We start from the raw sequence: 23,725 nt of genomic DNA on the forward strand, positions 1-23,725 counted from the left end.
AGCGTGCTCCTAGGTCGGTTGAGCGGGTTGTCGATTGTTGACAATATCCATAGCATGGCCCTCGGGACAACACGTGAGGAGCAGTCGGGATGAGCGCGAGCACCGAGTCCGGCGTCGTCGACGCGGTCGGCAAGGAACTGTTCATCGGCGGCAAGTGGGTCGCCGCCGGGTCCGGGAAGACGTTCCCGGTGGTCGACCCGGCCACCGGCAAGGAGCTGTGCCAGGTCGCCGATGCCTCCCCGGCGGACGGCCTCGCGGCACTGGACGCCGCCGTCGCCGCGCAATCGGACTTCGCGAAGATGGCGCCGCGGGAGCGCGGTGAGATCCTGCGCCGCGCGTACGAGCTGCTGATGAAGCGCCAGGAAGAGCTGGCGCTGCTCATGACGCTCGAGATGGGCAAGCCGCTCGCCGAGTCGAAGGGCGAGATCGCGTACGCCGCCGAGTTCTTCCGCTGGTTCGCCGAGGAGGCCGTCCGGATCGACGGCGGCTTCGCGACCGCGCCGAACGGCGCCGGCCGGTTCCTCATCACGAAGCAGCCGGTCGGCCCGACGCTGCTGATCACGCCGTGGAACTTCCCGATGGCGATGGGCACCCGCAAGATCGGGCCGGCGATCGCCGCGGGCTGCACGTCGGTGATCAAGCCCGCCGCGCAGACGCCGCTGTCGATGCTCGCGCTGGCCGGCATCCTCGCCGAGGCCGGACTGCCCGAAGGCGTGCTCAACGTCGTCACGACCAGCGACTCCGGCGGCGTGATGGAGCCGCTGATCCGCGACGGCCGCGCACGTAAACTGTCGTTCACCGGGTCCACCGGCGTCGGCCGCAAGCTGCTGGAGCAGTGCGCCGACAAGATCCTCCGCACCTCGATGGAGCTGGGCGGCAACGCGCCGTTCCTGGTCTTCGACGACGCCGACATGGACGCGGCCATCGACGGCGCGATGCAGGCGAAGATGCGCAACATCGGCGAGGCGTGCACCGCGGCGAACCGGTTCTACGTGCAGCGCGGCGTCGTCGAGGAGTTCTCGCGGCGGCTGACCGAGCGCATGCAGGCGCTGCCGATGGGCCGCGGCACGGAGAAGGACGTCGTCGTCGGCCCGCTGATCGACGACAAGGCCGTCGACAAGGTGACGGAGCTGGTCAAGGACGCCACCGACCGCGGCGCGAAGGTGCTCACCGGCGGCTCCGCGGTCGACGGTCCGGGCCACTTCTACCAGGCCACCGTGCTCGTCGACGTCCCGCAGGACGCGCGGCTGACGCACGAGGAGATCTTCGGGCCGGTCGCGCCGATCACGCCGTTCGACACCGAGGAAGAGGCGGTGGCGAAGGCGAACGACACGGAGTTCGGCCTCGTTTCCTACCTCTACACCAGCGATCTCAAGCGCGCGCTGCGCGTGTCCGAGGCGCTCGAAGCCGGCATGATCGGCCTGAACCAGGGCATCGTGTCGAACCCGGCGGCGCCGTTCGGCGGGATCAAGCAGTCCGGGCTCGGCCGCGAGGGCGGCACGGTCGGCATCGAGGAGTTCCTGGAGACCAAGTACATCGCGGTGGCCCTGTGACGACCTACCGCCTGGCGAGCATCCCCGGCGACGGGATCGGCGTGGACGTCACGGTCGAGGCCCGCAAGGTCCTCGACCGGGCTTCCGCGCTCTTCGGTTTTTCGTTGGAGTGGAACGAATTCGACTGGAGTTGCGAACGGTACGCGCAACTCGGCGCGATGATGCCGGAAGACGGCGTCGCGCAGCTCTCGGCGTACGACGGGATCCTGCTCGGCGCGGTCGGCTTCCCCGGCGTCCCGGACCACGTTTCGTTGTGGGGCCTGCTGATCCCGCTGCGGCGCGCGTTCCAGCAGTACGTCAACCTGCGCCCGGTGCGGCTGCTGCCGGGCACGACGTCCGTGCTGGCCGGGCGGAAGGCCGAGGAGCTGGAGCTGGTCATCGTCCGCGAGAACTCCGAAGGGGAGTACTCCGCGATCGGCGGGCGGCACAACGCCGGGCGGCCGGACGAGTTCGTGCTGCAGGAATCGGTGTTCACGCGCGTCGGCGTCGAACGGATCATCCGGTACGCCTTCGAGCTGGCGCGTACGCGGTCTTCGCGCGTCTGCTCGGCGACGAAGTCCAACGGCCTGATCCACTCGATGCCGTTCTGGGACGAGATCTTCGCCGAGGTCGCCACGGAATTCCCGGATGTACACAGTGAACAGATGCACGTGGACGCGCTGGCCGCGCGGATGGTCCAGGCGCCGGACCGGCTCGACGTCGTGGTGGCGTCGAACCTCTTCGGCGACATCCTGAGCGACCTCGCGGCCGCGATCACCGGCGGGCTCGGCATGGCGCCGTCCGGCAACATCAACCCATCGGGTGAATCCCCGTCGATGTTCGAGGCGGTCCACGGGAGCGCTCCGGACATCGCCGGACAGGGGATCGCGAACCCCGTGGCGCAGATCCTGGCGGCCGCGATGCTGGTCGAACACCTGGGCGAAACCGTTGCCGCGCAAGCGATCCGCGCCGCCGTGGACCGCGTCCTCGACGAGGGCCGGGTGCGCACCCCCGACCTCGGCGGCACGGATACCACAGAACGGCTCGGCACGGCAGTGGCCGAAGCACTGGGCTGAGTTTTTGTCGGTGCCCTCCGGCACGGTGGCCACAAGCCCACCGAGGGGGAGGAGAAACCGATGTGCTGGCAATGCGAAAACCCGGATCGGCCACAGTCCGACTACCTGGCGATGCTCCAGGAGAAGGTGGCCGACCGGGGCTGGCTCGTGCAAGGCGTGGAGGGCAACGAGCTTTACCCGCCGTGGGCCTACACGATCGGGCTCAGCGGGTACGGCCTGCCCGAACTGGTCACGACCGGCTTACCGCTCGAGGAAGCCGCCGAACTGCTCAACGACCTGGCGTCGCACGCACTGCACGCGTCGCCGCCCGAGCCGGGGGAACGCATTCCGCTGCGGGACGGTCCACTGGTCGAGGTCGTCCCGCTGACGGAGCCGTCGGCGCACCTGGTGTTCGCGGTCGCCCTGTACGGCCCGGAAATCCGGGCGCTGCAACTGGTTCACGCGGACGAGCGCGGCCGCTGGCCGTGGTCGCCCGACTTCCGCGACGGCCGGGGCGGCCAGCCGGTGCTGGGGGTGCGCCGTGCCTGCTGATTGCCCGTGTGCCATACCCAGGAACTGTTTCCCGGTACCCGTGCCCGCCGTCCACGCCCGCGTGCCGTCCAGCCGGGTGGGCATGGTGACCGTCCGGATCGACGAGCCGGCTCGGGTGGACGAGCCAGGCGCCTTGGCGGACGAACCCGCCGGCTGGGAAGACGGATCGGCCGCTCGGCCGGCCGCGCCGGTGGACGAGCCGGTGGGGCGGGCGGATGAGCCTGCCGCGCCGGCGGAGGAATCCGGTGCCTGGGCGGACGATCCGGACGACGAGGTGCGGGGGCCGTCCGTCACGATCCGCGTGTCGCCCCTGCGATCGCGCCTGGCGGCCTTCCGGTCACGCGTTTCCCGGTACCGGCGGCGCGTGCCCGTCCCGGAGGCTGGTGCCGGGCGCGAGCCGCTGCACCGCGTCCTCCATGTGCGCCTCGAGGAGCGCCAGCGCCGTCTCCTCGTCGCCGTCCCGCAGCGCCTGGATGAGCTTCGTGTGCTCTTCCACGCGCTCTTCGACCCGCTGGTACGTGCTTTGCAGCGCGGTGAGGCACATCCGCGTCTCGATGAGGAGCGTCCGGGCCATCCGGACGAGCCGCTTGCTGCCGGAAGCGCCGATGAGGGCCTCGTGGAACTTGAGGTCCGCGGTGGAGAGCGCGTTCGGATCGTCTTCACTCGCGGCGGTCGCCATCTCCGCGACGGTGTGTTCGAGCAGGTCCGCGATCCGGTCACGGTCTCCGCCACGCAGGGCGCGAAGCATGGCGGCGCGTTCGATCGCCGTTCGAGCTGCATAGATGTCGTAGACGTCCCCGGGTTCGAGGTCGATCACGAACAGCCCGCGGTGCCGCTCGCTGCGCAGGAGTCCCTCGGAGACCAGATGCTGCATGGCCTCCCGGAGCGGCCCCCGTGACACCTGGAACCGTGCGGCCAGCTCGGTTTCGCCGAGCTGGGTCCCGGGCGGGAGGGCGCCGGTCATGATCGCGTCACGCAGCTGACGAGCGATGACGGCGGCCGTCGACTCGCGGCTGACGGGCTCGATCTCGGGCAGCATGCCGGGCGGCAGGGCCATGTCAGGCGCTCCCGTCCGGCAGGTGCCGGAAGAGTGCGCCGAGCGAGCGGACGAGGCGGTGCTGGCCGGTCAGGCGCAGCCCCTCCCACACCGTGACCTGGTTGGCGGTCAGCACGGGCTTCTTCAGTGCGGCTTCGATGGCGTTGATCTCGCCGAGCGTCCGCATGGCGGTGTCGGGCACGAGGACGGCGTCGGCGCCCGGGTGGTCGTGGCGCACGGCGAGTTCGACGACGGCCTCCGGGCTCATGGCGCCGACTTCGGCGGCCGTGATGATGTCCGCGCTGGCCATCGAGACGACCTCGATCCCGCCGGACTTGAGGAAGTCGACGAACAGCCGGGCGATGTCGTCCGGGTAGCTGGCGGCCACGGCGACCCGCTTGACACCCAGTGCGCGCGCGGCGTGCACGAACGCGAAGGAGGTGCTGGAGGCCGGGACCCCGGAGACGGCGGCCAGGCGGTCGGCTTGGTCGCGGGCGCCGTCCCAGCCGTAGACGAAGCTGCCGCTGGTGCAGGCCCAGATGATCGCGTCGGGCTCGTGCTTCTTGAGCAGGGCGGCGCCATCGGCGAGGCGGCTCTCGCTGCCGAGGTCGAGCAGTTCGGCCACCGCGTGCTTGTCGGTGCCGTAGATGTGTTCGACCGCGAGCCGGATGTCGCCCTCGTCGGCGGCCATCCCGCCGAGCAGCTGCTCGGCCAACGGGTAGTCGTCTTCGGCCGCGTGGTCGGGGTAGATGAAGCCGATGGTGGTCACGGAACCTCCGGAGGGACGCAAATTGTCGACAATGCTAGAGGGGTGGTCAAGGAAAACCTTCACGACCTGCCGGGCGCTCTCCGACATGTTCGTCCACGTCGAGGTCGCTCCGGGCGCCGGGCGGGCGCGTTCCCTCACGACACCTCACGAAGCCACTTCCCGGGTCCGACGATCGGGAGGTTCATCCGCCGCAGGCACGCCCACATCGTCAGCTGGTTGGCGGTGAGCACCGGCTTGCCGAGCGCGGCCTCCAGCGGCTCGATCAGGTCGTACGTGGGGAGGTTGGTGCAGCTGACGAAGATCGCCTCGGCCTCGCCGTGGTCGGCGGCGAGGATGCGCTCGGCGATGGTCCGGTAGCTGACCTTCCAGATGCCACCGCCGAGCCCGAGGTGGTCGCTGGCGACGGTCTCGACGTTCAGCTCGCCGAGGAAGTCGTGCAGTGCCTTGGTGAGGTCGCCGTCGTAGGGCGTCAGCACCGAGACGCGGTGGAGGTCGAGCTGGTGCAGCACCTCGGCCAGCGCGCCCGAGGTGGTGACGGCGTCCGGCGCGCCGGCGTCGCAGATCGCCTTCGTCAGCGAGCGCTCGTAGTCGACGCCGTTGACGAAGCTGCCCGACGTGCAGAGGTAGGCGACGACCTCGGGCTCGACGTGCAGGACGTCGCGGGTGGCGCTGGCCAGGTGGTGGCTGTCGCTGACGAGGCGGGCCATCTCCATGCTGACCGGCACGGGCTCGTACGGCGTGCGGGCGAGGTGGAGGGACACCTCCATCGGGACCCACCGCCAGAGCTCGCGCTCCAGCGCGAGGTCGAACGGGGCGATGATGCCGATGCCCCGCTGGGCCAGCGGGCCGTCGAACGCCAGGAAGTCGAAATCCAAGGCTCAGCCTCCGGAATACGTCTGAACTTGATGACACGTCCGGTGCTCCGGGGGTCGTTCCTCGGATTGTTGACAATCATACGAGCCGCTTTTACCGTGTCAACGTGATCGCCTCGGAAAACCAGGAAGCGCCGGTCCTGGCCGTGCTCTGCGGCGAGCACCGCCCACCGGACATGCGTGCTGTCGAATCCGGGGCGGTCGTGCGTTACACGGACGCGGCGGGCCTGGCCGAAGCGTTGTCCGGAGCCGACGCGCTGTTCGTCTACGACTTCCTCTCCACGGCCGTGCCGGGAGCCTGGCACGCGGCCGATCGCCTGCGCTGGCTGCACATCGCGAGCGCGGGCGTCGACCCGGTGCTGTTCCCCGGGCTGGTGGAGAGCGACGTGGTCCTGACCAATTCGCGGGGCGTCTTCGACGACGCGATCGCGGAGTACGTGCTGGGGGTCGTCCTCGCCTTCGCGAAGGACTTCGCGCGGTCGCACGACCTGCAGCGCGAGGGTCGCTGGCTGCACCGGGAGAGCGAGCGGATCGCCGGACGCGAGGTGGTGGTCGTCGGCACCGGGCCGATCGGCCGGGCCATCGCGCGGCTGCTGCGCGCCGTGGGGATGCGGGTGAGAGGCGCCGGGCGCCGGGAGCGCACCGGGGACCCCGACTTCGGCGTCGTGCACGAGTCCGCGCGGCTCACCGAGGTGCTGCCGCACGCCGACTACGTCGTCGCCGTCGCGCCGCTGACCGAGCACACCAAGGGCATGTTCGACGCGCGCGCGTTCGCCGCGATGAAGCCGTCGGCGCGGTTCGTCAACGTCGGCCGGGGCGAGCTGGTGGTGACGTCCGAACTGGTGGAAGCGCTCCGGAGCAAGACCATCGCGGGCGCCGCGCTCGACGTGTTCGACACCGAGCCGCTGCCGCCGGACAGCCCGCTGTGGAGCATGCCGGACGTGCTGGTCTCGCCACACATGTCCGGTGACTTCGTCGGCTGGCGGAACACGCTGGTCGAGGTGTTCGCGGAGAACTTCCGCCGCTGGCGTGCCGGGGAGCCGCTGCGCAATGTCGTCGACAAGACGCTCGGCTACGTGCCGTCGGGGAACCAGGGAGCCGGATGAACGACAGGATGCTGACCGCCAGCGAGCTCGTCGCCGCCTACGCGACCGGCGAGCTTTCGCCGATCGAGGCGACGCAGAACGCGCTGCAGGCCATCGAAGCCCGGGACGGCGAGTGCAACGCCTACTGCCTCGTCGACGCCGACCGGGCGCTGGAGCAGGCCAAGGCGTCCGAGATCCGCTGGCGGGACGGGAACCCGATCGGCTGGCTCGACGGTGTGCCCGCCTCGATCAAGGACATGTTCCTGACCCAGGGCTGGCCGACCGTCCGCGGCTCGCGGAGCATCAGCCCGGACCAGCCGTGGGACGTCGACAGCCCGGTCGCCGCGCGGATGCGCGAGGCGGGCCTGGTGCTGCTGGGCAAGACGACCACGCCCGAGATCGCGTGGAAGGGCGTCACGGACAGCCCGCTGTGCGGCATCACGCGCAACCCCGTCGACCCGTCCAAGACGGCGGGCGGGTCGAGCGGCGGCAGCGCCGCGGCGGTCGCGGCCGGGATGGGCGAGCTGTCGGTCGGCACCGACGGCGGCGGCTCGGTGCGGATCCCGGCGTCGTTCTGCGGCATCGTCGGGCTCAAGCCGACCCACGGCCGCATCCCGCTGTACCCGGCGAGCCCGTTCGGGCCGCTCTCGCACGCCGGTCCGATGGCGCGCTCGGTGGACGACACCGCGCTGCTGCTGGACGTCCTGTCGATCCCGGACCACCGCGATCCGGCCGCGCTGGCACCGCCGGTCGGGTCGTTCCGCGAAGCCGTCCGGCGGGACGTGCGCGGCCTGATCGCGGCGTTCTCGCCGACGCTCGGCTACGTCGACGTCGACCCGGAGGTGGCGGAGATCGTCGCCTCCGCCGTGCGCGCGCTGGGCGACGCGGGCCTGCACGTCGAGGAGACCGATCCCGGCTTCGCGGACCCGAAACCGGCGTTCGACGTCCTGTGGTCGTCGGGCGCGGCGAAGCTGCTCGGCACGTTCCCGCCGGGTTCCGAGGAACGGACCGACCCGGGCCTGCGCAAGGTGTGGGAGCTCGGCAAGACGTGGAGCGCGAGCGACTACCTCGACGCGACGGCCGAGCGGGCGGCGCTGGGCATCCTGATGGGCGAGTTCCACACCCGCTACGACGTGCTGATCACCCCGACCCTCCCGATCGCGGCGTTCGAGGCGGGCCACAACGTGCCGCCGGGCAGCGGGCTGAGCGAGTGGCCGGAGTGGACGCCGTTCACGTACCCGTTCAACATGACGCAGCAGCCGGCGATCAGCGTTCCGGCGGGACGGACGTCGGCGGGGTTGCCGGTGGGCCTGCAGATCGTCGGCCCGCGGCACTCGGACGACCTCGTGCTCGCCGTCGCGAAGCTGCTGGAGGAAGTGCGGCCGTGGTGATCTCCTTAGGGTGAAACCGGGGCCGGAGCGGGAAGGGCTGTGCCACTGTCGGCCGGGTGAACGCTGAAGGCTGGCGCTACGAACGAGCCATCCCGACCACCGATTCGACCGGGCGGCCCACCCGGGTGGTGGTCGGCCTCGTCGAGCAGGGCGACCGCTTGTCGGCGGCCCTGCGCGTGGACGACGGCAAGGCCGCTCTGGTGCCCCTGGAAACGGGGGGCGAGCTGCTGAAGGCGCTGCGCGAGACGCTGGAGAACTGGTGGCGTCTCGACGGCCACCGCGAATTGACCCCGGAGCCCCGCGCGGGCCGTTAGGCGAGGTCCGCCGAGCTCCGGCGCCGGCGGACCAGGCCGCGTACCTGCGGGTTGACCGCCACGACAGCGGTCGCCGCGACGACGAGGGCCGCGCCGCCGAGGAGCGTCGCTTCGCGGCCGGCGTGCTCGGCCAGTGGGCCCGCGGCGATCTGGCCGAGCGGGATCGCGACGAACGAGCCGAGCATGTCGTAGGAGTACACCCGGGCGAGCTTCTCGGGCGGGACGTTCTCCTGCAGCGACACGTCCCACGCGACGGCGAACTGCTCGATCGCGACACCCGCGAGGAACATCGCGAACAGCAGCGGCAGCAGGTACGGGGTCTTGCCGAGGGCGAGGATCGGCAGCGCGTCGACCGCGGTCAGCGCGACGCCGATCAGGAGCATCCGCCGCGGCTGCCAGTGCGCGGCGACGACGCCGCCGAGCAGCGCCCCGGCCGTCTGCACGGCCAGCGCGAGCCCCCAGCCGGTGCGGCCGAAGGTGTCGTCGGCGACCAGCGGGCCGATCACCAGCAGCGCACCCGCGTTCACCGCGTTGACCACCATGAACTGCAGCACCACCAGCCACACCCAGGACCGCGCGCGGAACTCGCGCCAGCCTTCGCCGAGCTCCGCGAGCGGACGGCTCCCGGGAACCCGTTCGCCACGCGGCAGCCGGATCCGGCGGTACGCCAGCGCGGCGGCGAGGAACAGCACCGCGTTGCCGCCGAGCGCCCAGCCGGACCCGGCGAAGGCGACAAGGATCCCGGCGAGCCCGGCCCCGGCGATGCGGCCGACGTTGGAGAGCAGCCGGACCAGCGCGTTCGCCTGCGCGAGCTGCGACGCCGGAACGGTCAACGGCGTCAGCGAGGCGGCCGCGGGGAGGGAGATCGCCGAGACGGCGCCGTTGACCAGGCTGAGCCCGACCAGCAGCGGGATGGACGCGAAGCCGCAGAGGACGCTCGCGGCGATGGCGGCCTGGGTGAGCGCGGCGGCGGTTTCGGTGCCCTGCAGGATCACCGACCGCGGCAACCGGTCGGCCAGCATCCCGCCGAACAGCACGAGCAGCACGTTCGCCAGCGACCGCGCGCCGACGACGATCCCGAGGTCCACGGCCGACCCGGTCAGGTCGACGACGGCGAAGGCGAGCGCGAAGGGCGCGACGGCGTTGCCGAAGTCGGCGAACGTCCGGCCGATGACGAGAGCGCGGAAGCGGCCTTCGCGCAGCGGGGCGAGCAGGGGGATCACGGGAGCGGCTCCGGAGAGTGGGGACGGTTGGTGCGGGACAGCGCGGTCATCGAGGCGCCGCCGGTTCGGGAGGTGCGGCGACCGGGGCCGGCAGGACGGACAACGCGCTCACTGAGGTGCTGCCGGTTTGGGGCGGTGCGGCCACCGGGTGTCGGCGGGACGGACAACACGGTCGGCGAGGTGCTGCCGGTTCGGATGGCGCCGCCACGGGGTGCTGGCGGGACGAGCAGTGGGGTCGCCGAGTTGCCGCCGGTTGGAGCGGCGCGGCCGCCGGGGGCCGGCGGGATGGACAGCGCGGTCACTGAGGTGCTGCCGGTTCGGGCGGCGCGGCTACGCGGGTCGGCGGGGCGGACAACGCGCTCACTGAGGTGCTGCAGGTTCGGGCGGTGCGGCCACGCGGGTCGGCGGGGCGGACAACGCGGTCGCCGAGGTGCTGCCGGTTTGGACGGCGCGGCCCGAGGTGCTGGCGGGACGGACAGCGCGATCGCCGAGTTGCCGCCGGTTGGAGCGGCGCGGCCACCGGGTGTCGTCGGCGCGGGCAACGCGCTCACCGTGGTTCCGCCGGTCCGGTCGTCAGCTCGAACAGGGCGACGCTGGCGCTGACCCGGACCGTTCCCGGTGTGCGGGGTGGCTGGGCCGAGTCGTGCAGCTCCTGGCTGAGCTCGGTCGCCTGCTTCAGCAACCGCGTCCAGACCTCCGGTGCCACCCACAGCTCGGCGTCGGTCAGCGAAGCCGGCCGGTTGCCCGCCCGCTGGTCCGCGCGGCGCAGCAGCTCTGCCGCGATCGCCTTCGTGAGCAGTCGCTCTTCGCCCGGATCGCGGCTCGTGAGGCGCTTGCCCGACTCCGGGTCGTGCCGGTAGCGCTTCGCGCGGCCGCCGCGGATGGTGACTTCCTCGGCCACCTCCAGCAGGCCCGCGTCGTGGAGGCGGCGGATGTGGTAGCTGGTGTTCGCCTGCGTCTCGCCGAGTTCGCGCGCGGCTTCGGCCGCGCTCATCGTCGTGCCCGTCAGGAGCGACAGGATGCGCATGCGGAGCGGGTGGGCCAGAACCCGGAGGTGGTCGTGCGGCATGGGGTCAGTCTGCCACGACCGTCAAAGAGTTATTTGGGGGTCTCGTCTAGAGCGAAAACTCCGTGCCGTCCGCGGGCAGCAGGGCGCCCGCGGCGAGTACGGCCGCGTGTTCGGTGGACGCCGGGTCCAGTACCGGGTTGGTGTTGTTGAGGTGGGTGAACGCCCACGGCCGTCCGGTGATCCGGGGCAGGCTCGCGGTGATCGGCAGGTGCCCCATCGCGAGCTGGTCCGGACCGCCGACCCCGGCCATCTCGTCCGGCGCGTAGAACGTTCCGTCCAGCAGCACGAGGTCCGCGTCCGCGACGAACGCGTCGAACCCGGCGGGCCAGCTCTTCAGGCAAGGCGCGTACACCAGCACGCCGCCGGTCGCGGGGTCTTCGATCCGGTAGGCGACCACCCACGGCCCAGCCCGATCCGATGCGACGTACTTCGGCTTTTTGTCGCTCACCGGCAGCACCCGGACCCGCAGTCCCGGCAGGTCCGCCGGGGGCGACCAGGTCCAGCCGCCGTAGCCGTCGACGATCTCGCGGAACGGGGTCAGCGCCCGCAGCACCGCGTCCGGCGCCCACACCGGGAGCCCGCCCGCCTCGCGCAGCATCAGCAGGCCGAGCGAGTGGTCGAGTTCGGCGTCGGTGAGCAGCACCCCGCGCAGCGGGATGTCCCGCGGGCCCGGTCCGGCGCGCAGCGCGGCCGTCCCGAGGATCTGCGCGCGGATGTCCGGGGAGCAGTTGAGCAGGTACCAGCCGGCGCCGTCCGCGCTGATCGCGACGCAGTCCTGCGTCCGGGGCGGCAGTCCGGCCGTGCAGAGCCGGCACGCGCAGTTCCACTGCGGACAGCCGCCGCCCGCCGCGGTGCCGAGCAGGATCACCTTCACCGGCGCATCACCAGGTCGGCGGCCGGGGGCCGGGCCAGCACCAGGTCGACGACGTCCCGGCGCGGCGAGCGCGAGCACACCGGGTCGGTCGCCGCCGCGTCGCCGGTGAGCAGGAACGCCTGGCAGCGGCAGCCGCCGAAGTCGAGCCCGCGGCGGTCGCACGTGCGGCACGGCTCGGACATCCAGTCCTCGCCGCGGTAGGCGTTGAACGACTCCGAGCGGTACCAGATGTCGGCCAGCGGCGTGTCCCGCACCGAGGACAACTGCAGCGTCGAGATCGCCGACGCCGCCGGGCAGGGCAGCACGGTCCCGTCCGGCGCCACGGTCAGCTGCCGCGCACCCCAGCCGTACATGCACGGCTTCGGGAACGGCTCGTGGTAGTCCGCGACGACGTAGACGATCTCCATCGTGTCCCGCAGCCGCGCGACGGCCGCGCGCACGATCGGTTCCGCGACGGCGAGCTGCTCGGACGTCGGCATCAGCGCGTCGCGGTTGCGCAGCGCCCAGCCGTAGTACTGGGTGTTCGCGAGCTCCAGGCGGTCCGCGCCCATCGTCTCGGCCAGCGCGATGATCCCGGCGAGCTGGTCGTGGTTGCGCCGGTGCAGCACGACGTTGAGCGACAGCGGCAGCCCGGCGGCCTTGACCGCGGCGGCCGCGGCGAGCTTGTGGTCGAACGCCCGCGCGCCGGAGAGCTGGTCGGAACGTTCCCTTGTCGCGCCCTGCGCGGACAGCTGGACGTGCGCCAGCCCGTGCTCGACGAGACCGGACAGCCGCGCGGACGTCAGCCCGAGCCCGGAAGTGACCAGGTTGACGTAGCAGCCGAGCGAACTCGCGTGCGCCACCAGCTCGGGCAGGTCCGGCCGGAGCAGGGGCTCGCCGCCGGACATGTGCACCTGCAGCACACCCAGCTCGCGGGCCTGGGAGAGCACCGACAGCCAGTCCGCGGTGGACAGTTCGGCGTCCCGTTTGGTCAGCTCCACCGGGTTGGAGCAATAAGGACAGTGCAGCGGACAGCGGTGGGTCAGCTCGGCCAGCAGGCCCAGCGGCGGCGTCACGTCCATGCGACGACCCGCCGTTCGCCCAGCCGCGCCAGCACGTCGAGGACGTCCTGCGCGCGGACGCCGGAGTAGCGCTTCTCCAGCACGGCGGTGATGTCTGTGACGCTGCGGGCGCCGTCGCAGAGTTCGAGCACTGCGGCCGCGGTCGCGTTCGGCACCAGGACGCCCTCCGGGAACAGCAGCACGTGCGTCTCCCGGACGTGGTCGAAGGACAATCGGACACCGCGCCGGAGCTGCGGCACCGAGCCCGCCGTGATCACCGCGCCGCCCGTTCGACGGCGTCCAGCACCGACCACAGGACGTCGCACTTGAACGACAGCGCGGCGATCGCCCGGTCCTGCTGTTCGCGCGTCACGCAGTGGCGGACGACGATGTCGAGCGTGTCCTTGCCTTCGCCGGCGACCTTGTCGATGCGGTCGGTGAAGTAGGCGAGGTCCGCCGGCGCGATCCACGCATAGTGTGCGAGCATGTCCGCGACGCGCTGCCGCATCAGGTGGCCGGCGAACATCTCCGTCAGTCCCGAAGCGACCGCTTCCCACCACGGTTTCGTGCGCGCGAAAGTCACGTACGCGTCGACGGCGAACCGCACTCCGGGCGCGACGTGACGTTCGTCGAGCACCTCTTCGCGGTCGAGACCGACCGCTTCGCAGAGCCGCAGCCAGCGTTCGGTGCCGCTGCTCCCGGCGCTCGTCCCGTCGTGGTAGACGATCCGGTCGAGCCACTGGCGCCGAATTTCCGGCAGTGGGCAGTTGCTGATGATCGCCGCGTCCTTCTGCGGCAGCACCTGCTGGTAGTACCACCGGTTCGCGGCCCAGATCCGCAGTTCGTGCGCGTCGAGCTCGCCCGCGTGCAGCCGGTGGTGGAACGGGTGCGTGCCCCAGTACCGGTGCGAAAGACCGCGCAGGGCCGCGATGAATGCGCTTTCCGCGAGCGGCTCGACGGGCACGTCAGTCCGCCATGCGAGCCGCGTAGGCGGTGACCTCCATGGGCGTTTCGTATTCGACGAAGTCGGGAGTCGTCCACACCTCGGTCATTTTCCTGCTCCTCTCCCGGGAACTGATCGCCGTCACGGTAAGAGCGCGGCGAGCCGGCTGGCCAGGGTTTGGCCGGGAGGTTCGGAAAGTTTCCTTCCGATGGCGCAGTGCGGTGCCGGTCAGCGGGCTACCGGACCGCCGCTTCCAGTTCGACCAGCGCCGTGTCGAGGTGCGTCAGGATCCGCTGCAGGTGCGGCACGCTCCGGCGGCAGCCCGTGACGCCGAAGTCGAGGTTGTCGCCGTTGCTGGTCAGCGTGATGTTCACGGCCTGGCCGTCGAGCAGCACCGACGCCGGGTAGATGCCGTCGAGCTGGGCGCCGTTCCAGTACATCTGCTTGCGCGGACCGGGCACGTTCGAGATCACCAGGTTGAACGGCGGCCGCGTGTTGTTGACGACGCCCGGGATCGGCGAGACGCCGAGCTGCGCGACGTTAACCGCGGATAACAACAACGTCTGCAACGGCGTCAGTTCCGAGAACAACCGCTTGCCGTTGCGCATCGACTGGTGGATCGTGACGAGCCGCTTGCCCGCGTCCGGCAGGTCGGTGGCGAGGTTGCACAGCAGTGCGCCGATGTTGTTGCCCGACGCTTCGCCGGGGTCGTTCTGACGGCGCAGCGACACCGGGACCATCGCGACCAGTGGCGCGTCCGGCAGCGCCCGCTGCTCGATGAGGTAGTCCCGCAGCGCGCCCGAGCACATCGCGAGCACGACGTCGTTGCGCGACACCCCGCCGGCGGTGGCGACCTTCCGGACCCGCTCCAGCGACCACGACTGCGCCGCGAACCGCCGCGCGCCGCCGATCGGCACGTTGAGCATCGTGCGCGGTGCTTGTCCGGGCAGCGTTAACGTGTGTTCACCGAACGCCTCCCGCGCGACCTTCATCGCGGCCGGCGCCAGGCTCGCGAGCTGGCTGGCGGTCTTGCCCGCGGTCTGCAGGAACGACCGCGGGCGCTTGACGCGGCCTTCGCCGGGCTTGCGCCGGCTGCCCCACCAGGGCGGGCAATCGAGGTCCGTGGGGTCGTCCGAGAGCGTGCCCTGCAGCTGGCGCAGCGCGGAGACGCCGTCCATCAGCGCGTGGTGGACCTTGGTGTAGACGGCGAACCGGCCGTCTGCGAGCCCCTCGATGAGGTGGGTCTCCCAGAGTGGCCGGTGCCGGTCGAGCAGGGTGCTGTGCCAGCGGCTGGTGAGTTCCAGCAGTTCGCGGATGCGGCCCGGCTGGGGCAGTGCGGAGTGCCGGAAGTGGTAGTCGAGTTCGAGGTCGGCGTCGGTCGACCAGGCCACGTGTCCCATCGTGTTGACCGGACGGGCCGGGCGGCGCCGGAACACCGAGCGCATGTTGTCGGATTCGAGCAGGTTCCGGCGGAGGTCGCGCAGGTAGTCCGGCCCGGCGCCGTCGGGTTTCTTGAAGAGCTGCAGACCGCCCACGTGCATCGGATGCTCGCGCGTTTCGACCAGGAGGAACATCGAGTCGGTCACGGGCATCATCGCCATGGGACATCACCTTCCGCACTCGGCAGGCCGAGCCTACGCGCTCGGCCGCCGTGGGTGGATCACGTTCTACATTGGCGAGTATGACCGTCCGCGGCGCGGGGGAAACGTCCTTGCCACCGATGGCCGAGTGCGTCGTCATCGGCGGCGGTGTGATCGGGGTGAGCTGCGCGTTCCGCTTGGCGGAAGCCGGCGTCGACGTGCTGCTCCTGGAGCGCGGCGGGCTGGGCGAGGGCTCGACGGCGAAGGCCGCGGGCGGTATCCGGTCGTCGTTCACCAGTCGCGTGAACGTCGAGCTGGGGCTGCGCGGGCTCGCCGCGTACAGCGCTTTCGCGCGCGACTTCGGCGTCGAGATCGACTTCCGCCGGGACGGCTACCTGTACCTGCTCACCGACCCGGCGGACGTGACCGCAATCGGACAGTGCGCGGAGCTGCAACGGGAGTACGGCGTTCGCAGCCACCTGCTGGAGCCCGCGGAAGCGAAGCGGGTGCTCCCGCTGCTCGAGACGGACGGGGTCGTCGCCGCGCTCTGGTCTCCGGACGACGCGAAAGCGACGCCGGACGCCGTTGTGCGGGGCTACGCGAAAGCCGCGCGGGCGTGCGGCGCGGAGTTGCGCACGGGTGTCGACGTCATCGGCATCGAACGGGACGGTGCCGTCCTGTCCGGTGTCCGCACGACCGCGGGGTTCGTCCGGACCGGCGCGGTGGTGTGCGCGGCGGGCGCGTGGTCCGGGCAGGTCGGCGAGCTGGCCGGTCTGGACCTGCCGGTGCGGCCGTTCCGGCGGCAGGTCGTGTTCACCGGGCCGGTGCCCGGACTGCCGGAATCGCTGCCGCTGACCATCGAGCTGCCGTCGGCGTTCTACTTCCACCGCGAAGGTGCAGGTCTGGCGATGTCCGTTTGCGAGGACGACGGCTTCCCCGGCTTCAGCACGCGCTACGAAGCGGGCGAGTGGCTGCCCCGGCTCGCCGAGGTGGCGGGCCGCCGGATCCCCGCCGTGCTCGACGCCGGGATCCGGACCGCCTGGGCCGGGTTGTACGAAGTCACGCCGGACCGCAACCAGATCGTGGGGGAAAGCGTCTTGCTGTCGCGGTTCTTCTACGCGACCGGTTTCTCCGGGCACGGGTTCCAGATGGGACCGGCGACCGGCGAGCTGGTCCGGGACCTCTACCTGGGCCGTCCGACGTCGGTGGACATCGGCGCGCTGGACGTCCGGCGGTTCGAAGACGCCGTTACCGCACCGGTGGAGCACCACATCGTCTAGGGGCCGATTGCCAGATCGTTCAACGATCTGGCAGTATCCGCGCCGTGGCTGTGAGTGGTGCTCGGGAGCTGGTGGACGCGCTTGAAGCGCTCGGGACGGAGATCGTCTTCGGCCTCCCGGGCGTGCACAACCTGCCTTTGTGGGAGGCGCTGTCCGAGACCGGCATCAAGCTCGTCGGGGTGCGCCACGAACAGACCGCGGGCTACGCCGCCGACGGGTACGCGCGCGCGACCGGGAAGCTCGGCGTCGCGCTCGTGACCACCGGTCCCGGTGCCGCGAACACGCTCGGCGCGGTCGGCGAAGCGATGGCCTCCGCGGCTCCGGTACTCGTCATCGCCACCGACATCCCGTCGACGCTGCGGCGGCCCGGCGTGGTCCGCGGGGTGCTGCACGAGACCTCGGACCAGCAGGCCATGTTCGCGCCGGTCACCAAGGGCGGCTTCACCGTGCGGGCCGCCGACCAGATCGGCACCACCGTGCACCGCGCGGCGCGGCTCGCGCTGCAGCCGCAGAGCGGGCCCGTCTACCTCGGCGTGCCGACCGACTACCTGCGCGAGACGGTCCCGCACCGACGTCCGCCCGCGCCGCACCGCAAGCCCGACGTCGACGTTCCGGACCTCGCGCGGGCGGAGGCGATGCTGTCCGACGCGCGGCACCCGCTGATCTGGGCCGGCGGTGGCGCGCTGCGCTCCGGGGCCGGCGACGCGATCGGTGCGCTCGCGGAGAAGCTCGCCGCTCCGGTGATCACCACCTTCGGCGCGCGCGGCCTGCTGCCGCTGGACCACCCGTGCCTGGCGCCGAACCCGGTGCACACGCCGGAGGTCGGCGAGCTGTGGGACGAGGCCGACGTCGTGCTCGCCATCGGCACCGACTTCGACGGGCTGATGACGCAGAACTGGCGGATGCCGAAGCCGGCCGGGCTGATCGCGATCAACGTCGACGCCGACGACGCCGCCAAGAACTACCCGCCCGACCTGACGCTGGTCGGGGACGCGCGCTCGATCGTCGAACGGCTGCTGCCCAAGCAGCGGCCGGGGCTCGACGACATCACGCTGCGGCTGGCCGGCATCGGCCGCCGGGTGCGCCAGCGGATCCGCGACGAGGAGCCGCAGGCCTACGACTTCCTGTCCACGCTGGACGAGGTGCTGCCGACCGACGCCGTGCTGGTGTCCGACATGTGCGTCGCCGGGTACTGGGTCGGCGGCTTCCACCGGGTGCGGGCGCCGCGCAAGCTCGCCTACCCGATGGGCTGGGGCACCCTCGGCTACGGCTTCCCGGCGTCGCTCGGCGCGGCGGCGGCCGGCACCGGGCGGGCCATCTGCATCACCGGTGACGGCGGGTTCCTCTACGGCTGCGGCGACCTCGCGACGCTCGCGCAGGAGCAGCTGCCGGTCACCGTCGTGCTCGTCGACGACGGCGGCTACGGGATGCTGCGCTACGACCAGGACCGCGAAGGCGTGCCGCACCGCGGGGTCGACTGGGACAGCCCGGACTTCGTCGGTCTGGCGCGGTCCTTCGGCGTGCACGCGGACCGCGTGTCCGGCTTCGGGCGGGCGTTCCGGCGGCTGCTGGGTGAGTTCGTCGAGTCGGACGAGCCGAACGTTCTGGTGGTGAAGGCCAAGCTGAAGCCGCCGCTCAACACCTCGCCGCGGTGGTACCGGACATGAGGATCGGCGTCGACATCGGTGGCACGTTCACCGATCTCTGCGCGGTGGACGACGCCGGCATCGCCGCCGTCGGGAAGGTCCTGACCACGCACGACGAGCCCGCGCGCGCGGTCGAGGAAGGTCTGGCCGCGCTGCTCGCGGACGCCGGGATCGCTGCTTCCGGCGTGACGCGGGTGGTGCACGGGACGACGCTGGTGACCAACGCGCTGATCGAGCGCACCGGCTCGCGGACGGCGCTGCTCGCCACCGCCGGCTTCCGCGACGTCCTGGAGATGCGCCGCGAGCACCGGTACGAGCTGTACGACCTGCAGCTCGAACTGCCCGCGCCGCTGGTTCCGCGGCACCTGCGCTTAGACGTTCCGGAGCGGATCCTCGCGGACGGATCCGTCCGGACCGCACTCGACGAAGCTTACGTTGTAAGGCTCGGGCGGGAACTCGCCGCACGCGGAATCGAAGCGGTCGCGGTCTGCTTCCTGCACGCGTTCACGAACCCGGTGCACGAGCGGCGCGTGGCGGAACTGCTCGCCGAGGTCGCGCCGGAGCTGCGAGTCGCGCTCTCCTCCGACGTCGTGCCCGAGATCCGCGAGTTCGAGCGCGCGTCGACGACGGTCGCGAACGTCTACGTCCAGGACCTCACCGAGCGCTACCTGCGCGACCTCGAACGCCGGCTGCGGCGGCTCGGGATCGCCGGGGCGCCGCACATCATGCTGTCCAACGGCGGCCTGGCGACCGTCGACACCGCGGCCCGGCACCCGATCCGCATCCTGGAGTCCGGGCCGGCGGGCGGGGCGCTCGCGGCGGCCGCGGTCGGTCCGGCCAACCTCCTGGCTTTCGACATGGGCGGCACGACGGCGAAGCTGTGCCTGATCGCGGGCGGCGCGCCGCTCGTCACGCACCAGTTCGAGGTGGACCGCAAGTACCGGCTGCGGCCCGGCTCCGGGCTGCCGGTGCAGGTGCCGGTCACGGACATGATCGAGATCGGTGTCGGCGGCGGGTCGATCGCGCGCATCGACGCGCTGGGATTGCTGACCGTCGGGCCCGACTCGGCGGGGTCCGAGCCCGGGCCGGTCTGCTACGGCCGCGGCGGCACCGAGCCCACGGTCACCGACGCCGACCTGGTGCTCGGCTACCTCGACCCGGGCTATTTCCTCGGCGGCGGCATGCGTCTCGACGCCGAGGGTGCGAGAGCAGTGCTTCGGGAGAAGATCGCCGACCCGCTCGGGGTGAGCGTCGAAGAGGCAGCCTGGGGCATCCACACCAGCGTCAACGAAGACATGGCCAACGCCGCGCGGGTGCACGCCGTCGAACGCGGGCACGACCCCGGGAAGCTGCCGATGTACACCTTCGGCGGCGCGGGTCCGGTGCACGGCGCCGGGGTCGCGCGGGCGCTCGGGGCGCCGTCGGTCGTCGCGCCGCCCGCCGCCGGGGTGCTGAGCGCGGCCGGGTTCCTGACCGCGCCGCTGGCGTTCGACTTCGTGCGCTCGGCGCGCGCGGCTGTGCACGACCTCGCCTCGGCACAGGTCGACGCGCTGTTCGCCGAGATGGAGGCCGAGGGCGAAGCGCTGCTGACGAAGTCCGGCGTCGAAGACGTGACGCACCGCCGGATCGCCGAGATGCGCTACGCCGGGCAGGGCTACGAAATCCGCGTCCCGGTGCACGGCGGCAGCTGGCCCGACACCCTCATCGGCGAGTTCACCCGGACTTACCGCGCGCTCTACCGGCGGACCGGTCCCGAGGTCGGCGTCGAGGTGCTGAACTGGCGGGTCGTGTCGAGCGGACCGGCGCCGGACGTCACCTTACGGCTTAAGGTGCGGGCCGCCGGGGGTGAAGCGCGCAAGGGCACGCGCGAAGCGTACTTCCCCAGTGCAGGTGGATTTGTCGACACGGCGGTCTTCGACCGGTACCGGCTCGAACCCGGGACGCGGATCGACGGACCGGCCATCGTGGAAGAACGCGAGTCCACCGTGCTCGTCCCGCCCGGCGCGCACTGCGTCGTCCGCGAGGACGCCGCGCTGGAGGTGACGGTGTGAGCGTCGACCCCATCCTGGTCGGGTTGTTCGGAAACCGGCTGCACTCGATCCTCGCCGAACAGCAGAACGCGCTGGTGAACACGGCTTTCTCCGCCGTGGTGCGTGAATCGCTCGACCTGGCCTGCGCGGTGTTCGACTCGCGCGGCGAGATGATCGGGCAGTCCGTCGGCGGCACGCCGGGGCACATCAACGCGATGGCGACCGGCATGCACCACTTCGTCGCGGCGTACCCGCCGGAGACCCTCGAACCCGGGGACGTCCTGCTCACCAACGACCCGTGGCAGACCGCCGGGCAGATCAACGACATCACGGTCGCGACGCCGGTGTTCCGCGACGGCCGGCTCGTCGCTTGGTTCGCTTCTTGCTGCCACGCGCCCGACATCGGCGGGCGGCTGGTGTCCGCCGAGGCTCACGAGGTCTTCGAAGAGGGTCTTCGGCTGCCGATCCTGAAGTTCCTGCGCGCCGGTGCGGTCAACACCGATCTGGAACGGCTGATCCGGGCGAACGTGCGGACGCCGGAGGAGACCATCGGCGACCTGTACGCGCAGGTCACCGGCAACGAGGTCGGCGCCGCCAGCCTGCTGCGGCTGCTGGCCGAATTCGGTCTCGACTCCCTCGACGAAATCGCCGCCGAGCTGATGAACCGCTCCGAAAAGGCGCTGCGGGACGCGCTGCGGGAACTGCCGGACGGCGTCTACACCAACGAAATCGCCACCGACGGCTTCGACGACGAAGAAGTCGTCCTGCGCGTGACGGCCACTGTGGACGGTGACGAGATCCACCTCGACTTCGCGGGCTCGTCGCCGCAGAGCCGGCGCGGGATCAACGTCGTGCTGAACTACACGCGGGCGTACGCGTCCTTCGCGGTCAAGGCCGCGATCTCGCCGGAGGTGCCGCACAACGCCGGGTCGTTCCGGCCGGTGCACGTCACCGCGCCCGAAGGGTCCGTGCTGAACTGCCTGCCGCCCGCGCCGGTCGCGTCGCGGCACCTCATCGGGCACTTCCTGCCGTCGCTGCTGATCGGCGCGCTGCCCGGGACCGCGATCGCCCCGAGCGCGGACGCGCTGTGGATGACCATCTGGCGGGGGCCCGGGTTCATGCTCAACGTCTTCCAGACCGGCGGCATGGGCGCCCGGCGCGGCAAGGACGGGCTCACCACCACGGGATTCCCCAGCGGCCTGCGGTCGACGCCGACCGAAGTCATCGAGACGATGGCGCCGCTGGTCCAGTTTTCCCGCGCACTGCGGCCGGATTCGGGTGGCGCGGGCCGGTGGCGCGGCGGACTCGGACAGGTGACCACGATGGGGTCACGCGGCGGGGATTCCTGGAGCGTGAACGGGAACGTCGACCGCGTGCGGACCGCCGCGTCCGGAGTGGACGGCGGGACCGCGGGAGCACCCGGACGGTTCGGTTTGCGCGAAGGCGCCGACCTGCCCGCGAAAAGCCGGGTGACACTGGCACCCGAGTCTATTGTGGACGTCACGCTGCCCGGCGGTGGCGGCTACGGGCCGCCGCGTGAACGGCCGGTGGCGATGGTCCTCGCCGACGTCGTCGAGGGGTACGTCTCGGTGGCGGCGGCGCGCGAGGTGTACGGCGTCGCGGTGCGGTACCTCGGTGAGCCGGACGCGCTCGTCCGGCTGCCGGAGGACTACGCGGTGGACGAAGAGCAGACAGCACGACTGAGAGCGGGGAAGTGACATGGGTCGGTTGGCCGGCAAGGTGGCGGTCGTCTTCGGCGGTGCGCGGGGAATCGGCCTCGCCACGGTCAAGGAGTTCCTCGCCGAGGGCGCGACGGTCCACTCCTCCGACATCCGCGAGCCCGCGGAGGACGTCGACGGGTACCGGCACTCCACAGTGGACGCCACCGACGAGGCCGCCGTGGCCGCGTTCGTCGACGGCGTCATCGCCGAAGCCGGCCGCATCGACGTGCTGTTCAACAACGTCGGCATCCACCTCGGCAAGCCGCTGGCCGACACGACGCTGGCCGAGTTCGACCACATCTTCGCGCTGAACGTCCGGGCCGCCTTCCTCGGCACCCGCGCCGTGCTGCCGCACATGATCGAGCAGCGGGGCGGGAGCATCGTCACGACGTCGTCGAACGGCGGCGTGATGGGCCGGCCCGGCGACCCGGTCTACAACGCCACCAAGCACGCGCTGGTCGGGCTGACGAAGTCGATTGCCGTCGCCCACGCGCACCAGGGCATCCGGGCCAACACGGTGAACCCGGGCGCGATCGACACCGACATGCTGCGCAGCACCCTGAATTCGCCGGAGGAGTTCGAAACCAAGCAGCACCAGCTGGTCGCGAGCACCCCCGCGGCGCGCGTCGGCGAGGCGTGGGAGGTCGCGAAGGCGGTCGTGTTCCTGGCGAGCGACGAATCGAGGTTCATCAACGGCGTCGTCCTGCCGATCGACGGCGCGAAGGCGGCGGGCGCCATGCCGGGCAACCGGTACAGCCTCGAGTTCGACCTGGGCGTCGGGTAGTGCCGTGACCGTCGATGCCTCGGGCCTGGGGAGCGAGCGGCACCTGCTGGAACGCAGCGGCACGGCCGAGCGGGTCGCGGCGATCCTGCGCCAGTACATCACCGACGGCGTCTTCGCCCCCGGTGAACGCCTGTCCGAGCCGGTGATCAGCTCGGCGCTGGGCGTCTCGCGCAACACGCTGCGCGAGTCGTTCCAGCTGCTGGCCCACGAGCGGCTGGCCGTGCACGAGCTGAACCGCGGGGTGTTCGTGCGGGAACTGACCACAGAGGACATCGAGGACCTCTACGTCGTCCGCCGCGCCACCGAGTGCGGTGCCCTGCGCCGCGCCGCCGAACTGTCCACTGTGGACTTGTCTGGGCTGGAGCGCGCGCTGGCGGACGGGCGCGCGGCGGCCGCCGCCGAGGACTGGCCCGCGGTCGGCACCGCCAGCATCCACTTCCACCAGGCGCTGGCGGACCTGGCGGGCAGCGAGCGGCTGTCCGCGACCATGCGCCAGGTGCTCGCCGAGACGCGGCTGTTCTTCGTGCTCAACGAGAACACGCGGGAGTTCTACGAGCCGTTCCTCGACTGCCACGAGCGGATCCTGCGGGACCTGCGCCGCGGCCGGTTCGACGCCGCCGCGGCCGCGCTCGACCGCTACCTGCGCGACGCCGAAAACCGGTTGCTGGAGCTGAGCTCGTAGGGGAACGCGACGGTGACCGCGTACGGCCGGGGAGAGGCCGTGACGCGGTGGATCCCGTCGGCGCCGGCCGACCAGCCGAGCATGACGACGGTCCGGACGACGGAACACACGGCGTAATCAGGCGGGGCGGGACGGGCCGATGCGGGCGGCGCGACGGCGAGCAGCACGACGGCCACGGCCGCAGCGGTCGTCACGCGTCCTGGGAGCACCAGCCCACTCAACCGCGGGGGAGGGCCGCACCGGAAAG

The 23,725-nt window shown here is 71.6% G+C and carries 24 protein-coding genes; 12 read left to right on the top strand and 12 right to left on the bottom strand.

From position 1 onward, the window contains the following. Positions 1-89: 89 nt before the first annotated feature. From SD460_RS14055 to SD460_RS14065, 3 genes are read left to right on the top strand one after another with little or no spacing between them, the layout of a single operon-like run. The gene (locus tag SD460_RS14055) at positions 90-1,553 is read left to right on the top strand and encodes an NAD-dependent succinate-semialdehyde dehydrogenase (protein WP_290049533.1); all 1,464 of its coding nucleotides are present in this window, start codon (positions 90-92) and stop codon (positions 1,551-1,553) included. Further along, positions 1,550-2,608 carry a tartrate dehydrogenase gene (locus SD460_RS14060; RefSeq protein WP_290049531.1) on the top strand — a complete coding sequence of 353 codons (1,059 nt, stop codon included), beginning with the start codon at positions 1,550-1,552 and terminating at the stop codon, positions 2,606-2,608. The genes SD460_RS14055 and SD460_RS14060 overlap by 4 nt, the downstream gene beginning before the upstream one ends. A gap of 60 nt (positions 2,609-2,668) precedes the next feature. Further along, positions 2,669-3,139, top strand: a complete 471-nt coding sequence (locus SD460_RS14065) for a DUF4262 domain-containing protein (protein WP_290049530.1) — start codon at positions 2,669-2,671, stop codon at positions 3,137-3,139. Positions 3,140-3,476: 337 nt separating this feature from the next. Here SD460_RS14065 and SD460_RS14070 read toward each other — a convergent pair whose 3' ends face one another. The 3 genes from SD460_RS14070 to SD460_RS14080 all read right to left on the bottom strand — a co-directional run bounded on the left by SD460_RS14070 (position 3,477) and on the right by SD460_RS14080 (position 5,819). After that, on the bottom strand, positions 3,477-4,196 hold the full coding sequence (locus SD460_RS14070; RefSeq protein WP_290049529.1) for a GntR family transcriptional regulator: 720 nt from the start codon (positions 4,194-4,196) through the stop codon (positions 3,477-3,479). Position 4,197: 1 nt separating this feature from the next. Beyond that, the gene (locus SD460_RS14075; RefSeq protein WP_318306222.1) at positions 4,198-4,944 is read right to left on the bottom strand and encodes a maleate cis-trans isomerase family protein; all 747 of its coding nucleotides are present in this window, start codon (positions 4,942-4,944) and stop codon (positions 4,198-4,200) included. A gap of 134 nt (positions 4,945-5,078) precedes the next feature. Next, a complete protein-coding gene (locus SD460_RS14080; RefSeq protein ID WP_290049526.1) occupies positions 5,079-5,819 on the bottom strand; it encodes a maleate cis-trans isomerase family protein in 741 nt (246 codons plus the stop codon). 104 nt (positions 5,820-5,923) lie between these two features. Here SD460_RS14080 and SD460_RS14085 point away from each other — a divergent pair, with 104 nt between their 5' ends. From SD460_RS14085 to SD460_RS14095, 3 genes are read left to right on the top strand one after another with little or no spacing between them, the layout of a single operon-like run. Next, entirely contained in the window at positions 5,924-6,922 is a 999-nt protein-coding gene (locus tag SD460_RS14085) for a D-2-hydroxyacid dehydrogenase (RefSeq protein ID WP_290049525.1), read from the top strand. Further along, positions 6,919-8,292: an amidase gene (locus SD460_RS14090; protein WP_318306223.1), complete on the top strand. Its 1,374-nt coding sequence runs from the start codon at positions 6,919-6,921 to the stop codon at positions 8,290-8,292. The genes SD460_RS14085 and SD460_RS14090 overlap by 4 nt, the downstream gene beginning before the upstream one ends. Before the next feature lie 56 nt (positions 8,293-8,348). Beyond that, positions 8,349-8,606 (top strand): hypothetical protein, encoded by a 258-nt coding sequence (locus SD460_RS14095; RefSeq protein ID WP_290049521.1) that lies wholly within the window; start codon positions 8,349-8,351, stop codon positions 8,604-8,606. Here SD460_RS14095 and SD460_RS14100 read toward each other — a convergent pair. The 8 genes from SD460_RS14100 to SD460_RS14135 all read right to left on the bottom strand — a co-directional run bounded on the left by SD460_RS14100 (position 8,603) and on the right by SD460_RS14135 (position 15,356). Then, positions 8,603-9,829: an MFS transporter gene (locus tag SD460_RS14100; RefSeq protein WP_438860531.1), complete on the bottom strand. Its 1,227-nt coding sequence runs from the start codon at positions 9,827-9,829 to the stop codon at positions 8,603-8,605. The two genes, SD460_RS14095 and SD460_RS14100, sit on opposite strands and share 4 nt — an antisense overlap. A 547-nt stretch (positions 9,830-10,376) precedes the next feature. Next, on the bottom strand, positions 10,377-10,898 hold the full coding sequence (locus SD460_RS14105) for an ArsR/SmtB family transcription factor (RefSeq protein WP_290049519.1): 522 nt from the start codon (positions 10,896-10,898) through the stop codon (positions 10,377-10,379). A gap of 46 nt (positions 10,899-10,944) precedes the next feature. Further along, on the bottom strand, positions 10,945-11,772 hold the full coding sequence (gene pqqB, locus SD460_RS14110) for a pyrroloquinoline quinone biosynthesis protein PqqB (protein ID WP_290049518.1): 828 nt from the start codon (positions 11,770-11,772) through the stop codon (positions 10,945-10,947). Next, complete coding sequence (gene pqqE, locus SD460_RS14115; RefSeq protein ID WP_290049516.1) at positions 11,769-12,833, bottom strand: pyrroloquinoline quinone biosynthesis protein PqqE; 1,065 nt, start codon at positions 12,831-12,833, stop codon at positions 11,769-11,771. Before pqqE ends, pqqB begins: the two co-directional genes overlap by 4 nt. After that, positions 12,824-13,090: a pyrroloquinoline quinone biosynthesis peptide chaperone PqqD gene (pqqD, locus tag SD460_RS14120; RefSeq protein WP_290049515.1), complete on the bottom strand. Its 267-nt coding sequence runs from the start codon at positions 13,088-13,090 to the stop codon at positions 12,824-12,826. The genes pqqE and pqqD overlap by 10 nt, the downstream gene beginning before the upstream one ends. Then, on the bottom strand, positions 13,087-13,776 hold the full coding sequence (gene pqqC, locus SD460_RS14125) for a pyrroloquinoline-quinone synthase PqqC (protein ID WP_290049513.1): 690 nt from the start codon (positions 13,774-13,776) through the stop codon (positions 13,087-13,089). Before pqqC ends, pqqD begins: the two co-directional genes overlap by 4 nt. Position 13,777: 1 nt before the next feature. After that, a complete protein-coding gene (gene pqqA, locus SD460_RS14130; protein WP_086864059.1) occupies positions 13,778-13,864 on the bottom strand; it encodes a pyrroloquinoline quinone precursor peptide PqqA in 87 nt (28 codons plus the stop codon). A gap of 127 nt (positions 13,865-13,991) precedes the next feature. Next, the gene (locus SD460_RS14135) at positions 13,992-15,356 is read right to left on the bottom strand and encodes a WS/DGAT/MGAT family O-acyltransferase (RefSeq protein WP_290049511.1); all 1,365 of its coding nucleotides are present in this window, start codon (positions 15,354-15,356) and stop codon (positions 13,992-13,994) included. A gap of 80 nt (positions 15,357-15,436) precedes the next feature. Between SD460_RS14135 and SD460_RS14140 the strand changes: the two genes are divergently transcribed. The 6 genes from SD460_RS14140 to SD460_RS14165 all read left to right on the top strand — a co-directional run bounded on the left by SD460_RS14140 (position 15,437) and on the right by SD460_RS14165 (position 23,478). Continuing rightward, the gene (locus tag SD460_RS14140; protein WP_318306224.1) at positions 15,437-16,615 is read left to right on the top strand and encodes an NAD(P)/FAD-dependent oxidoreductase; all 1,179 of its coding nucleotides are present in this window, start codon (positions 15,437-15,439) and stop codon (positions 16,613-16,615) included. A 71-nt stretch (positions 16,616-16,686) separates the two neighbouring features. Then, complete coding sequence (locus SD460_RS14145; protein ID WP_438860530.1) at positions 16,687-18,282, top strand: thiamine pyrophosphate-binding protein; 1,596 nt, start codon at positions 16,687-16,689, stop codon at positions 18,280-18,282. Next, positions 18,279-20,312 carry a hydantoinase/oxoprolinase family protein gene (locus SD460_RS14150; RefSeq protein ID WP_290049506.1) on the top strand — a complete coding sequence of 678 codons (2,034 nt, stop codon included), beginning with the start codon at positions 18,279-18,281 and terminating at the stop codon, positions 20,310-20,312. Before SD460_RS14145 ends, SD460_RS14150 begins: the two co-directional genes overlap by 4 nt. Next, entirely contained in the window at positions 20,309-22,009 is a 1,701-nt protein-coding gene (locus tag SD460_RS14155) for a hydantoinase B/oxoprolinase family protein (RefSeq protein WP_290049505.1), read from the top strand. Before SD460_RS14150 ends, SD460_RS14155 begins: the two co-directional genes overlap by 4 nt. Position 22,010: 1 nt before the next feature. Beyond that, entirely contained in the window at positions 22,011-22,796 is a 786-nt protein-coding gene (locus tag SD460_RS14160; protein ID WP_290049504.1) for an SDR family NAD(P)-dependent oxidoreductase, read from the top strand. A 4-nt stretch (positions 22,797-22,800) separates the two neighbouring features. Next, positions 22,801-23,478, top strand: a complete 678-nt coding sequence (locus tag SD460_RS14165; protein ID WP_290049503.1) for a GntR family transcriptional regulator — start codon at positions 22,801-22,803, stop codon at positions 23,476-23,478. On the opposite strand, the gene SD460_RS14170 is transcribed toward SD460_RS14165, so the two are convergent. Further along, positions 23,433-23,672, bottom strand: a complete 240-nt coding sequence (locus SD460_RS14170) for a hypothetical protein (protein ID WP_290049502.1) — start codon at positions 23,670-23,672, stop codon at positions 23,433-23,435. The two genes, SD460_RS14165 and SD460_RS14170, sit on opposite strands and share 46 nt — an antisense overlap. Positions 23,673-23,725 lie beyond the last annotated feature (53 nt).

Source organism: Amycolatopsis solani (assembly GCF_033441515.1).
In the GTDB taxonomy this organism is placed as follows: domain Bacteria; phylum Actinomycetota; class Actinomycetes; order Mycobacteriales; family Pseudonocardiaceae; genus Amycolatopsis; species Amycolatopsis solani.